A 14,336-nucleotide genomic window follows, 5' to 3' on the forward strand; every position below is an offset into this window, starting at 1 on the left:
TGAAAGCCGATATTCGCCAGACAGAATCGGATGCAAAGGGCCAAAGAACAAAGGGTACAGGGTTAGGGAATGTCCTGAACAAGACGGAAGCCAATGTCGCTGTACCGGGAGCCGGTCGTGTTCCTGCCCCGGTTCGATACACGGAGGTTCAGCGGTTCGTCGCCCCAGGAACCACCACGGACCACCCGCCCTTGGCAATTCCCACCGTCCGTTTCTAACCAGGCTGTACCATCAGTCGGTGCCCCTTCATAATCGCCGTGCACGCAGTCCTCAACCCATTCATACACATTCCCGCTCATGTCGTACAGTCCGATCGCATTGGGTTTCCTTCCTTGGTCAGGGCCGACGGGGGCGGTGCGATTTTCAGAACTCGCGGCGTACACAGCGTACTCCTTCAACTCTGCCTCACTGGAAGTCCCTGCCCAGAGATCATCCTTTCCTTCACTTCGCGCCGCATATTCCCATTCCGATTCTGAGGGAAGTCGGTAGCGCTTGCCCGTCTCTTTGGACAACCATGCAGCGTACGCTTTCGCCTCGTCCCACGACACATTGATCACTGGCCTCTTGCCACGCCCCCACCCCTGATCTCCAGGGAACAGCCGACCCGTCGCGAGGGCAAAGTGATCGTATTCATCGAACGTGACCTCAAATTTCCCCATGGCGAATGACTTCATCTCGACCTTGTGCACAGGCTTTTCATCCTTCGAACCTCTGCCTTGGGTGTCCCCTTGCCGAAAGCTTCCGGCGGCGACCGGCTGCATGTCAGGCGCCAGGTGAATGCTGACAAACAGCGCCTGCACTTTGAGCAGGGCCTGGTCGCGACTATATCCCCAGAACCAGACTGTCATACCAATCGCCATGAGGACGAACCCCGCAATGGAGGCAAGGGCCAGGCGGCCCTTCGTCCTCCGATTCATGCTGGCCGTGACGAACTGGCGCTCATCCGGGGAGAAATACTCTGACTTTTTCATCAACCAGTCCACGGCTTCACGCAGAGGCAGTCCGCGGAGGAGCAGGTCCGCGCTCCGTTGGCTCGCTTCCCACTCTTTCCTCATCGCGTTCAGCCGCTGCTGCCAGCCCAAGAACTGGCGGTCCGCGTCGACCCAGCCTTTGAGGTGGGACCAATGCCGGACCAGCGCTTCGTGCGATACCTCGACAGTATCCTCCTCACTACCGGCGAGACGCGATGTCACGACGAGTCGCTCATCAGCCAGTTTTTTTACGAGGCTCTGCACCTCTTTTCCCAGTTCACTCGACGTCGCGCGTCGCCTGGTATCCGCCTCGCCTTCTCCTGGCCGAACGAGGCGGAGGAAGATCTGTTGCACCCGTTGCTGATCCTGCACGCTCAAGCTGCCAAAGATCGATTCAGCCTTCGCCGCGATGGCCCCTTCGAGCTGGCCCATCGCACGATAGGCCTCATGATGGAGTTCTCCACCACGCTGGTGTTCCCACAGCTGGCGCAGCACGAATTCGAGCAACGGCAAATGGCCTGGTTCGTCGCTGGCTTGCTCCAACATGAGATCGACGAGTCCCGCTTCAAACGTGAGCCCGACGTTCTTCGCAGGCTCCTCGATGGCCCGGCGCAATTCGTCCCGCTGCATTGGCGCAAGATTCACCTGGGCGCCTTGCACTCGGTCGGACAATGGCCGGTATTCGGTAATGGCCCGGCCGAAAAAGTCTCCACGCAGGGTGAGCAGCGCACTCAGTTTTGTGGTCGCCGAGGCATCGAGAATGTTGTCGATGAAGCACCGTCTGGCTGCATCGCCTTTACAGAGCGTGAACAGTTCCTCCCACTGATCGGCAATGAGGAGCAGGCGATCCGTGCCCGGCTGCTTGGCAAGCACGCGATCGACGATATCGCGGAGAGCGAGCGTTCGACTGAGCAGGGCCTCGGCCAATTTGTTCGTTTCAATCAACCGATCGGTTTCTTTCATGTCCGGTTCAAGAAACGGCATGAGTACCGCTGCGAGCGCACGGAGTGGACGATCGGTCGGAACAATCGTCACGATCTCGTAGTTACGATCACGAGCCTTCCGTAGTTCCGGCACAAGGCCGGCCCTCACGACCGACGACTTTCCACTACCCGACGCTCCAACCACCGCCACGAGATTGTGCTGCTGAACAGCATGAACGAGCTGGGTGATGGCCGCCTCACGCCCAAAGAAGAACGGCGCATCTTCTTCTCGAAAGTAGAGCAGGCCGCGGTAAGGACAAATGGTGGCGAGCGTCTCGCGGACTGTCTCCTGCGCGTCCGGACCTGGCGGCTGACCATGGATCGCGCTGACCAGCGTCGCGAGCAGAACAGGATCGTCGACACGAGTCCGGAAATCAACCCAGGTGTTTTGACTCAAAAACCCGAGCGGCGGTTCCGCGCCTGGCAGTAAGACCGGGATGACAGGAAACGTTCGGCCACTCCGCTCAGCCGCTGCCTGGCGCTCCAGCGCAAGATACTGCTCCCGCTGCTGCCATGGCCCCATCTCGCCTTGCCCGATACAGACGGCCACCGCTCGACAGCGCGCCAGGGTCACTTCCAATTCTTTCGGCCAGGACTGCCCCGGCGTCAGATACCACCGGTCGAGAAAGACGGTGAGCTCCTCCTCGCGTAACCGTCGTGCCAGCGCTTCCACCTGGGCATGGTCACGCCAGTGATAGCTCAGAAATACATTGAAGTCGCCAGTGGGCATTTAGCTGCTCTCGTTTGAGCGGTGCTCGGACCGTAAAGGAGGACTCCTACGAATGTATTCGTATGGCCCACATCCCAGGCTTTGCGGATTTTACGCTTTTGCCAGACAAAGGCAAGAACCAGAAACTCCTGGTGTGGTATCGCTGAAATACGTTCGTGGCGAGTCCTTCGATTGACTCAGGACAGACTTGTCGAACTCTGCGGTGAGCCAGGTCGAACTGCATGAACGGAACGGCCTGAAGTCGCACGTCCTTCGACAGGCCTGCTCTGAGCTTGCCGAAGAGCTCAGGGCGAACGGATCCAGAGAAAAACGTTTGAGACGCACCGCTAGGGTAACGGACCTGCCGACCGGCGCTTTTCTTGTCTGGCCAGTACCGTGGCCAGCCAAGCCCACAGCCCCATCAACGGAACCAAGGCCCAGGCAATGTGCGTGGGCGTGGCACCGAAGGCCTTCACCGCAGTCACGAGCCAGGCGGTCGACGCGTCGCCACCACGCGAGATGGCCGTATCGATGAAGTTCTTAGCCTTGTATTTTTCTTCTCGGCTGACGACCGTGAACAGAACCTCCCGTGCCGGTTTGGACAGCGCGTATTCCCCCACCCTCCGCAACACGGAAAAGACAACATAGATCGCCAGGCTCGGCCACAAGGCGATCCCCAGAAATCCCACCAAACTGATCGCCGGCAAGGACAGTAACGCCGCCACGAGACCGAACCGGCCGATGAGTCTTCTGGTCATGAATACCTGCGTGAGCCAAGTCAGGAGGCTTGTCGTGAAGTCCAAGGTGGAAAAGAGCCGAGTACGGGCCTCCGGTCGGTCGAGGTATTCTGAGACCAAGCGGGTCTGCTCGAGATACAGAAACGTGGCGGTCATGGTCAGGAGAGTCAGATAGCCGCAGATCCCAAGCAGATAGGGCGAGGAGAAGGTCAGACGAACTCCCGCGAGAAAGCTCCCATGGAGAGGTTCACCCTCCTGAGGCCGATGGTGTTCGGACCGTTCGCGCCCCCATCGCTCCAATCGGTACACGCATCCGATGCAGGCGCCTAAAAACAGGCTCGATGCCACCATCAGCACCGGAATCGGGAAGACTAACGTGAGGCCCGTGGTGAAGAGCGGGCCGAGCAACGCGCCACTGCTTCCCCCGGCCGCAATCACGCCGAACAGCCGTGCCCCCTGCTCCGGTGTAAACAGATCGTCCATGAAACTCCAGAAGACCGACACGATGAACAGATTGAACACCGACAGCCAGACAAAAAACCCACGAGCCACCCACTCCGGATACAGATGGCTCGTCATCAACGCATAGAAGGCCAACAGATTCGTGATGAAGAAGGCATAGACGGTCAGCAGCAGCCGGTGGCGCGAGCATCGCGCCGAGAGCCACCCGAACAACGGCGTGGCGGCGAGCATGGTGAGGAATGTCCCGGTCATCATCCAGGGGAGATGTTTCAATCCTCCTTCGATGGCCATTTCGTCGCGCACCGGGCGGAGAATGGAGTAGCCGCACAGGAGACAGAAAAAGTACGTGAACGCCCAGGCTAACGGAACAAGCTCGTCCCGTTTCGCGCCTAAGGAGTTCACCCATTGATACACTATCGTTTGACTCGATACGCCCATCCCTGCGCAGTGTAGCAGGTATGTTTTCACCTGCAAGTGGCAGATCTGTTAGAATCAACAGACCGTACGGAATTTTTAGGAGACGGCAGACATGATCGACCTTCGTAGCGACACCGTGACCAAACCCACAGACGACATGCGGAAAGCCATGGCGCGCGCCGAGGTCGGCGATGACGTCTATGGCGAAGACCCGAGCGTCAATCGCCTCCAAGAAATGACGGCTACCATGCTCGGCAAGCGGTTTGCCCTCTTCGTCCCCTCCGGCACCATGGCCAATCAGCTGGCGATCCGGTCGCAGACCCAGCCGGGACAAGAGATCATCGTCGAGAGCAAGAGTCATGTCGTTCGCTATGAACAGGGAGCAGCCGGGGCGCTGGCCGGCGTGCAACTTCATTGGGTGGCTGGTGAGCGTGGGGTCATGACCGCCGAGCAGGTGGAAGCCGCCATCAGGCCGAATGATCCGCACAGCATCACGACGGCCTTGATCTGCATCGAGAACACGCACAATGCCGGAGGCGGCACGATTTATCCGCTCTCTACGATCGAAAAAATCCGAGCCCTCGCCGTGAGACATGGAATTCCCATGCACCTCGACGGGGCCAGGCTCTTCAACGCCGTGGCCGCCACCACCTTGCCTCCGACGGCGTATGCCCAGCACTTCGAAACCGTCTCCCTCTGTCTCTCGAAGGGGCTGGGAGCCCCCGTCGGATCATTGCTGATCTCCAACGACCAGCGACTCATCGATCGCGCACGGCGCTTCCGCCGCATGTACGGAGGCGCGATGCGCCAAGCGGGCATTCTGGCCGCAGCCGGCATTTATGCCTTGGAGCGGCATGTCGCTCGACTCAAGACCGACCATGACCATGCGAAAAAACTTGCTCGCCTGCTGCAGCAAATTCCTGCAATCCAGATTGCGCCGCAGCACGTCGAAACGAATATCGTCATCTTCGACATCCTCGACGAGCAGCGCTCTCCGACCCAACTGGTGGCCGCGCTCAAAGAGCAGGGCGTACTCATCAACGCCGTCGGAGGACAGAGCTATCGAGCGGTGACACATCTGCAGATCACGGACAAGCAGATCGACGAAGCCGCGGCCGTCTTTGCCAAGGTCCTCACACGTTGATCGTTCGGCGTTGACACGACACTCCTCGATCCATAGAATCTGGTCGAGCGATCTGGTTTCCGAATACTATTCACATCCTCAGAGACAGGTATGGACTCCACCACGACAAGCACTCCCACTCGTGAAGAGCTGAATGCCGAGCTGCTCGAAGTCCCGGAACCGCCGGAGCAGCCGGAATCACCGCCTCCCCCGGGGTTTGAGGACAGTTTAGACATCGCACTGCGGCATATCAAAGGCCGAAGGGGCGGTGATCTGGTCGGCATCATACTCGTCGGATCGGGAGCTCGGAGGGCCGTGACTTCTCATAGCGACATCGATCTGATCGCCCTCGTCAAGGGAGAAGCCGACAGCCAGGAAATCATCCGCGTCGGCGATCGCATGGCGGATATTCGCTACCATGGCCACCACTCCGTCGAGGAAGACCTCGCCTACTCGCTTCGGCTCCCCTCGCTGCTTCGAAAAGGCAGAATTCTTTTCGATCACGACGGCATCTGTGCGAATTTGATCGAAGAGGTGCACCAGCGCTTTCGCCAAGGTCCGCCACCGGCTTCAATCAATGAACAAATTCGCCTCAAGGCCGAGTGCTATCACCTGTTGGGCAAGACGCAGGACTTCCTGGACAAGCCTGGAACGGCCCACTACCTATTGATGCTGTTTTACGAGGATTGCATCTCGGCGTTTTTTCGTTTGAGAGGGTTTTGGTTGGTCGCCCCGGTGGATGTCCACCGGTTCATGTTTTCGCGCGAGCCGGCGCTCGCCGACCTGGCCGGACAATTTCTGACGGCTGCCACCCTCACCGATCGGCTCAACTTCGGTCGGCAATTTGCCGATCTCATTTTTAAGGATGTCCCGAATCCTCCTCGTATCGACTGACCGGAGTCTTCAACCGGCTGCTCCGCGTAAGAAACGTATTTCGCATGCAAGGTGAAGGAAGCCGTACCAGCCTGTAGATCGATCGATGGAGGCTGCATCGACTGTTACAAGCGACAAACGAAGGAGCTCTCTCATGGAACTGGGATTTATCGGACTCGGCAAGATGGGGATGAATATGGTGACCCGCCTTCGGCGCGATCAACACCGCGTCGTGGTCTATGATCGATCCAACGACTTGATCACACAGGCAGAAGGCCAGGGGTGCATCGGTTCCTCGTCTCTTGCCGATCTTGTCAGTAAGCTCAGCGCTCCGCGTGCCGTCTGGATCATGGTTCCGTCCGGAGCCCCTACCGAAGAAACCATCCGGGCCGTGGCTGCGCTTTTGCAATCCGGCGACACCATCGTGGACGGTGGAAATACGAGATTTCACGACGATGTGCGGCGTGCTGCCGAGCTGAAGAGAAACGGTATCCACTATGTCGACGCGGGAACCAGCGGAGGGATCTGGGGACTGAAAGTCGGCTATTGTCTCATGGTCGGCGGAGAAGACGCAGTCGTCAAACAGCTTGAGCCGGTGTTGAAGACCCTGGCGCCTGAAAATGGTTGGGCCCACGTCGGCGCGGTCGGTGCCGGGCATTATGTGAAGATGGTCCACAACGGCATTGAGTACAGCATGATGCAAGGCTATGCCGAAGGATTTGAGTTGATGTCGAAGAGCGAGTACAAGCTGGATCTCGCGCGCGTGGCTGATTTGTGGATGCACGGGAGCGTCGTCCGATCCTGGTTGTTGGAACTGGCCGCTGGCGCGCTCAAGGACGACCAAAAGCTGGACAAGCTCAAAGGGTATGTTCAAGACTCCGGAGAAGGCCGGTGGATGATCGCCGATGCCATCGAGAAAGATGTGCCGGTTCCCACCCTCACCACGGCGCTCTTCACGCGGTTTCGATCGCGGCAGGAAGAATCGTTTGCCGAAAAGATGCTGGCGGCCCTGCGGAACGCCTTCGGTGGTCACGCCGTCCGACGATAACGACCGAATTTCAGGAATATTCCTTACTATGGCTCTAACGAATACGCAACGGATCGACATCAGTCCTGCCCAAGAACCGCTGTCACCCATCGAGCCCTGTACCCTGGTCATTTTCGGCGGCTCGGGAGATCTAGCCCGCAGACGCCTTATCCCCGCCGTTTACAATCTCCTTCTCGACGGATTGCTGCCGTCGAACTACGTCGTGCTCGGCTTGGGCCGCACCTCTATGAGCGATGAAGAATTTCGAACCACCGTCCGAGACGGCGTGATCAAACATTCCCGGCAGGCTTTAATCGAAGAGACGTGGAACGCCTTTTCTCAGCACCTGTTTTACCTGGCAGGAGGAAATGACGACGCACAAACCTATACCCGACTGAAGGAACGAGCCGAGGATCTCGAGCGGAGATTCCAACTACCGGGGAATCGCATTTTCTATCTCAGTATCCCCCCCAGTTCCTTCACATCCGTCTGTGAAGGCTTGTCCCAGTCAGGTCTCGCAGGTACTCTCGACTCTCGTGCACCCTATACTCGCATCATCGTCGAAAAACCCGTTGGGCGTGACCTCGCCTCTGCCCAAGCCATCAACGAAGTGACGGGCCGCGTCTTCGATGAATCACAGATTTTCCGCATCGATCATTATTTGGGCAAAGAGACGGTCCAAAATCTCATGGTCGTACGTTTCGCCAACAGCATCTTCGAGCCGATCTGGAACTACAAGTACGTGGACCACGTCCAGATCACTGTCAGCGAAGCCGAAGGCGTGGGGACCAGGGCCACGTACTACGAAGAAGCCGGCGCGCTACGAGACATGATCCAGAATCATATGCTTCAATTGCTTTGCTTGGTCGCTATGGAACCCCCGTACTCGCTTGATCCCGACGTGGTGCGAAACGCCAAGATGGAAGTGCTTCGCTGCCTGCGGCCCATCACGGCCAAGGATGTGGACAAGTTCACCGTGCGAGCCCAATATACGGAGGGGACGGCACATGGCAAGCCGGTTCCGGGCTATCGCCGCGAAAAAGGAGTCAAGCCGAACTCCACCACCGAAACTTATGTAGCCGTGAAATGTTTCGTGGAAAACTGGCGCTGGTCCGGGGTGCCGTTCTACTTGCGGACCGGGAAAGCGTTGCCCCTGCGCGCCAGCGAAGTCGCCGTGCAATTCAAAGAAATTCCACAGATCCTCTTCAATGCCGGCGGACAGACGCCTCAAGCTCCAAACGTCTTAGCGTTGAAAATCCAACCGGAAGAAGGGCTCACACTCCGTATCGTCTCACGGGTACCTGGCACCCGCGAGCAAACCCATCCGGTTGAAATGGACTTTAAGTACGGGGAAGTGTTTGGTCGACCTTCTCCGGAGGCCTATGAGCGCCTCCTGCTCGACGTGATGGCCGGAGATGCGTCCCGCTTCATGCGGCGCGATGCCGTGGAAGCTTCCTGGGCCTGGATCACCCAGATTCTCGAAGCCTGGGACAAGTCGGGACAACGATGGCTTCCCGAATACCAAGCCGGGACCTGGGGACCGGTGGAAGCGGATCGGCTGATCCAAAACGATGGCCGCACCTGGCGAGTGCTGTAAAAAGCTCTCCCCTAACGGCACCCCCGTCCGCCCTCGTTACAGCAGCGCTCTCTTGCTCTTTCTCATTCCTCAGCGATTGATCAGACGGCCACCGATAGTGAAGGGAGGAAGTCCGCCAAAGAAGCGGCAAACAAGCTCGCTCCCCCCATTTGCTATACATCTCAAATATGCGCCCAAATCTGGATCCGATGTCGCTGAGAAACGAAATTGTGGCGCAATTGGTCCGCTGCCATCTGAGGAGAATGTTTCGAGAACGGTTTTCACCCGGTAGTGTCCCTCAGTTGGGCCAAGTGATGATTCTGCACTAAATCCTGGCATGGTCATTTCACACCTCCTATTTCTAGATTCAACGGTTCATGATCCCGATCGATACGGCTGTTTCGGTTCATCTCATCCAGCACGGATATCCATGTGGCATTCGCCTATAAACCAAAAATCTCCTGCCATACCGCAATATGCGTCACCGCCAAAGCAATGCCCTCACAAGTCGCAGATGATGCCGCCCGAAGCATGGTCGTACCGGCAGTGACCGCCGGGATTCTCTTCGCCGGAATAACATCTTCCCGAATTGCAGGCATTGCAAACGGCACGCGGCTTCCAGCCGTTTGCCTCGCAATTCTCGAGAATGAAATCGCAGTTTTCGCACCTCGGAATCGCAGGGATGACTACGCCCGACTGAACAGCGACTGACTGGACGCTGCGATAGCGCCCCTGCGCAGCCTGCAGTGATCGTTCGGCACTGAAACCAGGCATGTTGATCGTGTTCATTTTGGTCTCCTTTCAGAGATAATGAGTCTTAGTCCGTTCCCTTCCTGCTAACCAAGAACCGGGACCTCTTAAATTGGACGCCGTCGCATGGAGAGCGACATTGCCGTTTTGGAGCAAGCCTTCAAAAAGCCAAAAGTCGTGGAACTCCTGGCCATCCGTAATCGGCAGCAGCGTGGCTGGGTGATAGCCAGCAACAGCCAGGGCAATCTCACTCGTGCCCGGCTCAACCCCGCCCCCATGGACGGCCATAACGATCGTTTGTGTTTCAGTGTTATCAGTGACTTGTTCCTCCACCAGTTGACCCCACTCGTGACGCCGCCACCGCTTTCCATAGGTAGTGCCTTCAACGTTGTCTTGATCAGCGTACAACTCCGTCATGGAACCATACTTATCCATATGTTGATCTCCTTCGCGGTAAGAAGATTTGGATGCGAAGCACGGCACGTTTCACCACGAATGGTCATGCACCAGGTAAACTCAACAGCTATGCCACACCCATTTATTGGCCCGTTCCCACACCTGGCAGAATCTACAAATTTGAACGAGTCGATTCATATAATTTTCTGGTGCTTATCAGCAAACCAAGCGATGATACGATCCCTGCGAGAGCGATCTCTTTCAGCTCCATTTCAAGTGCCTTCGCTCGCTGTTTTCTTTCCCATCCCAGTTCGACTGCATTGAGAGTGGATGATGGTCTTCTCTTGTCAGTGGACTCAGGCCTAGTTGGCAGCCGGTTTTCTGCTTCGGTTAGACCCTTCCACCATTCAGGAAGCCCGAAGGGTTTGCTGCTCCATAGCCTTCTCTCTCTTTCCACCTCGTCCAACAAATTCTTCAACTCGGCATCGGCCCCAAGATGCATTAAATCGATGCTGTTAAGATGCTCACGCCATTTATCCTTGCGTAAAGAAGAGCACGCCGAGATCTCCTTTAAAACAGACATCTTTTCTTTATGCATCCTGTCAAGAAGTGCTTTCAACTTTTCCGAACGCTCACGGCGGCTAATCTCGCCACTAAGTCGATCGATAATGGCTTTCCCCTTATCAATCTCAATGTCTCTCTTCGATTGCGCTCTCCGAAATTTATGATCCTCATTCAGATGTCTTCGCCGCCGATCCCAATAATCCTCGCTCATGACAACCTCCCGATAGTATTTGGTGTCACGCTGCCTCATCGAGGCAAACGATAACTCAATAGTCATGCCAGACCCCATTATCTGCCCCACAGTTTGTCCGATAGCGCGGGCCGGCGAGCTTCGCAGTGAATTCACGAATCGACTATTGATTCGAGCATCGTGTTTAGGGCAACAGGTTCAGGGAAAGAGGGAATCGATCCACCGCGAGGAACGGGGAGCAACGCCGCTCAACGCATGGTCCACAGACGTAAGATCCACCCTCTGGTGAAAAAGGATTTTCTTTGTAGATGCAAGTTCTCAAACTCTCGAGCCACCGCCAAGGATCGAATGATCCAGGTACGTGTCGAAGCAGACACGGCGAACAAGAAATTGTAAATGATGGGTGCTCGAATTGCTGAGGCATCACGCCTGAGGGTTCTTGGAAACGATCGGTTGCCTCAGCATGATAATGCAAAGGTGTCCTCGAAAGGGAGGCTTCAGCAGTAAATCCTGGCATACTCATGTGATATATCTCCTTTAACGTTCATTCAGCGCTCAATCGTTAGCACTCCGTCAGCATTTCTTCGTGCGAGCACAAACTCGCAAGGTTTATGCATAACAGCCAATTAGACGGCAGCGGCGAAAACAGTCGCATTCGTACAAACATCCACCGGATTCTGATGGACACACTCTTCATTGACACAGCGGAACTTGCGCTTTCACGGCTCCTCTGTCCCTGAGGGCCGTGGTCTACGGACACACTTTCCATCTTTACAGATAAGCCCCGCACAACACTGCAACGTTCCAACTGGTGGACATGAGTCCCCCTCCCCAGCGCAACGTCGAGGAGGCCCGGATGGGGGGCGTGAAGGGGGAGACGGGCGCTGCTCGCAAGCGAATGCGCAGCCGGCGAACACACCAATAAGAGGTATGGCACAAAGCGCGAGACAAGTGTCTTGCTTAGGGTCATCCACTCCGAATCTACCGAAGCAGAATGGTGCGCATCCGAGACCACTGCACGTGCCTATACAATCAAAACCACCTTGCTGCGGCCGAACCGTAGCCCATGGGATGTCCCCCGTAGCGCCGGAAGCACCACAATAGGTGTTGCTCGCTCGGTACGCTGAAACCTCTGCGCTAAATCCTGGCATGTTCATGGTACACCCCCAAAAGTCGGATCAACGGTCGTAGTGCGGCGACAGCTTGATCACGCTCACATCGACGTGCACAAAGGGCAAATACGTGCCGGTCCCTACTCAACCGCACGCTTCCAGACATGCCCTATGTTTCTCATCGCAAATCACACAGTTCAAGGATGGTTTTGGATTGTCCCACGTACCTTCGCAACCGTCCAGACACACTGAGTAAGCACTGTTGCACCAAAATCTACAAAGCCATCCGCCGATATCACCAAGAACCCCGGCACTACTCGTTCCATCAAACCGATTAATGGAAAGCTGAGAAACAACTCTTTGCTCCCCGCCGTTGTACCCCCCTGTAGCTATAGCCCGATAGTGCCTGCCCGTTTGATAGAGTGAAACGCTGGCGGTAAATCCCGGCATGTTCATAATGCGTATCTCCCATCCTTTGTAGGATTAGCGGTCTTATCAAGTAGCCCGCATGGAGCTTGGAGATTTGCGGAATCTGGGAGAGCCGAATTCCCGTATTTCGCTGGCGCTTCATCCAGGCTACACGTATCCGAGCTACGCTCGCTCATTAAGAATTCGTAATCATTCTGGAACACATTGCAAGCACCACCTTTTGCAGCACGACTGATCTCCGAATTCAGTGCAACAAAAGAATAGCCACGAACAGGGAGTCCAGGGCGCCAAAACCAGTTGTGGATGTACTACTTCGCCCTCCGCTATTCTCACAGTGGGGCTTATGTAATGATCGGCCACCGAATAGACTGATTCGTCAGCTGTAAATCCTGGCATGCTCATGACCCACCTCCTATTTCAGCCTACCGGTCATAGTACGGTCCCACCTTGGTGACCAGAAACGGAAACTCTTCCGTCACATCGACGCGGACGAAGACCTTTTCGGTGAAATCGGTATTGCGGTCGGTATGATCAGAGTGACATCGCGTCTTGTCTCCTCCTGGCTGGCTGATGGTTCTCTCGTTATCATGCGTAGTTAGAGCTCGGAGGCGTAGACCTTGGCAACGGCCTCGGCGATGGCCAGTCCTTTTTCTCCTCTCCGCGGAGCCTCCTTCTGCTCGATCTGTATGCCATTCGCGCCGCCGGCCGTGAGCCTGTTCACGATGTTCCGCTTGTCGTCGCCGCCGACCTGATCACTCGGCTGCGTGATCCTCACTGTGAAATCCGGACGGACGACGTCTTCGATGGCTGCCTTGATCTTCTCCTTCAGGGCATCGGGTGCGAGGCCGCCGACGAGGATATCGTCTTGATCTCTGTCCTCGAACCCATGAAAGGCGACGGCATATCTGAAGCCGCGAGAGATGACTGAGTTGAGAAGCGGAAAGCACGCCTCGTGGATATCGGTCGAGGTGATGTGCCAGTGTTCAAAAGCGCCGTTGGGATGCCAGCCCTTGCACCGCCACGAGCTGACACCCTTGGCCGCCAGCTGCGATGCGACATGCTCGGCCTGCAGGTCGGTGTTCGGCTCGATATCCCCGCCGTGGGGTGCGATGGCAATGAGCCCGTTGTGCCAGCCATTGTCGTCGAGCCGCTCGACAAATTCACCCTGGGCTTCGGCTTCGGAGTCGTCCAGGGTCGGACGTGGCACTTGCGGGTCGAGTGTCGCGCTAAACTCGGCAATAATACCAAGCCGCTCCCGGCCGCCTTCGCCCATGCGAACGATCCTATCCTGGTTCTCCTGGCGGACCTGGGAAACCGTGTACAGCCCGTACTCCTGGTTGTTGCGTTTGATCCGAACCTGATGCCCGAGCAGCCGCCCAACGGTCTCGAGTTTTTCGCGATCGGCCGAGCAATGTTCCTTGCGTTTGATGAGATCATCCTGCTCGGGATCTAGAGCTTTTTTGATCGATGCGTCATAGGTAGCCATGAGACAACCTCGTCATGCTAGACGTGCTCGTTAAGTCGCCGCCAACGAAGCTCAACCCTGAGTACGGTAAGCACCATTATCCGTACCCCTATTGCCCGTGTGACTAGACATGCTCGACTACGGCATAACTCAACTACAAAAACGTACAGGGCTGTGGGAGTCAGTTCACTGAAGCACGCCATCACCGCCACTGCATCTGCCCAGGTGATCGATGGAAACACCGGCCGCCGCCGCCGCACATGCATTCCCATAAGTTTTGCCGTCGCAACCGCAAACTGGGTTGAATATTAATGGGCAAATCTCCGGCCTGGTCTTGCAGGTGCCTTGCGCATCCGCGACCCTGCAGTTCCCGATTCCGAAATCGCAATATTGGCTGGCATCAGGACAAGGTATTCCCGCGATGCCTCCGCAGACTTGTGCCTCGCACCCCACACAGTTACGCAAAAATATCCGGAAAGGGAAACGGCTCATACACAACTGGGAGCACCCGGTCACAGAGCTTGGATTGGGGAAGCAGTCAAAGCACCTGGG

At 56.6% G+C, this 14,336-nt stretch carries 10 protein-coding genes; 4 read left to right on the forward strand and 6 right to left on the reverse strand.

Translation table 11 applies throughout. The features are described 5' to 3' along the window. Positions 1–62 precede the first annotated feature (62 nt). Positions 63–2,684: an SUMF1/EgtB/PvdO family nonheme iron enzyme gene (locus P0120_01645; protein ID MDF0673033.1), complete on the reverse strand. Its 2,622-nt coding sequence runs from the start codon at positions 2,682–2,684 to the stop codon at positions 63–65. A 326-nt stretch (positions 2,685–3,010) separates the two neighbouring features. Then, complete coding sequence (locus tag P0120_01650; protein MDF0673034.1) at positions 3,011–4,330, reverse strand: MFS transporter; 1,320 nt, start codon at positions 4,328–4,330, stop codon at positions 3,011–3,013. A 61-nt stretch (positions 4,331–4,391) separates the two neighbouring features. Here P0120_01650 and P0120_01655 point away from each other — a divergent pair, with 61 nt between their 5' ends. From P0120_01655 to zwf, 4 genes are all read left to right on the forward strand, one after another. Then, positions 4,392–5,423 carry a GntG family PLP-dependent aldolase gene (locus P0120_01655; GenBank protein MDF0673035.1) on the forward strand — a complete coding sequence of 344 codons (1,032 nt, stop codon included), beginning with the start codon at positions 4,392–4,394 and terminating at the stop codon, positions 5,421–5,423. A gap of 90 nt (positions 5,424–5,513) precedes the next feature. Further along, the gene (locus tag P0120_01660) at positions 5,514–6,296 is read left to right on the forward strand and encodes a hypothetical protein (protein ID MDF0673036.1); all 783 of its coding nucleotides are present in this window, start codon (positions 5,514–5,516) and stop codon (positions 6,294–6,296) included. Positions 6,297–6,429: 133 nt separating this feature from the next. Then, complete coding sequence (gene gnd, locus P0120_01665) at positions 6,430–7,323, forward strand: decarboxylating 6-phosphogluconate dehydrogenase (protein MDF0673037.1); 894 nt, start codon at positions 6,430–6,432, stop codon at positions 7,321–7,323. 28 nt (positions 7,324–7,351) lie between these two features. Continuing rightward, the gene (gene zwf, locus P0120_01670) at positions 7,352–8,899 is read left to right on the forward strand and encodes a glucose-6-phosphate dehydrogenase (protein MDF0673038.1); all 1,548 of its coding nucleotides are present in this window, start codon (positions 7,352–7,354) and stop codon (positions 8,897–8,899) included. 480 nt (positions 8,900–9,379) lie between these two features. Here the strand turns inward: zwf and P0120_01675 are convergent, their stop codons facing one another. The 4 genes from P0120_01675 to P0120_01690 form a co-directional block, all read right to left on the reverse strand. Next, positions 9,380–9,667, reverse strand: a complete 288-nt coding sequence (locus P0120_01675; protein ID MDF0673039.1) for a hypothetical protein — start codon at positions 9,665–9,667, stop codon at positions 9,380–9,382. Between the two features lie 12 nt (positions 9,668–9,679). Beyond that, a complete protein-coding gene (locus P0120_01680) occupies positions 9,680–10,063 on the reverse strand; it encodes a poly-gamma-glutamate hydrolase family protein (GenBank protein ID MDF0673040.1) in 384 nt (127 codons plus the stop codon). Between the two features lie 133 nt (positions 10,064–10,196). Further along, a complete protein-coding gene (locus P0120_01685; protein ID MDF0673041.1) occupies positions 10,197–10,799 on the reverse strand; it encodes a hypothetical protein in 603 nt (200 codons plus the stop codon). Between the two features lie 2,115 nt (positions 10,800–12,914). Next, complete coding sequence (locus P0120_01690) at positions 12,915–13,805, reverse strand: poly-gamma-glutamate hydrolase family protein (protein ID MDF0673042.1); 891 nt, start codon at positions 13,803–13,805, stop codon at positions 12,915–12,917. Positions 13,806–14,336: the final 531 nt, after the last annotated feature.

Origin of the sequence: Nitrospira sp. (genome assembly GCA_029194675.1) — a bacterium.
GTDB lineage: Bacteria > Nitrospirota > Nitrospiria > Nitrospirales > Nitrospiraceae > Nitrospira_D.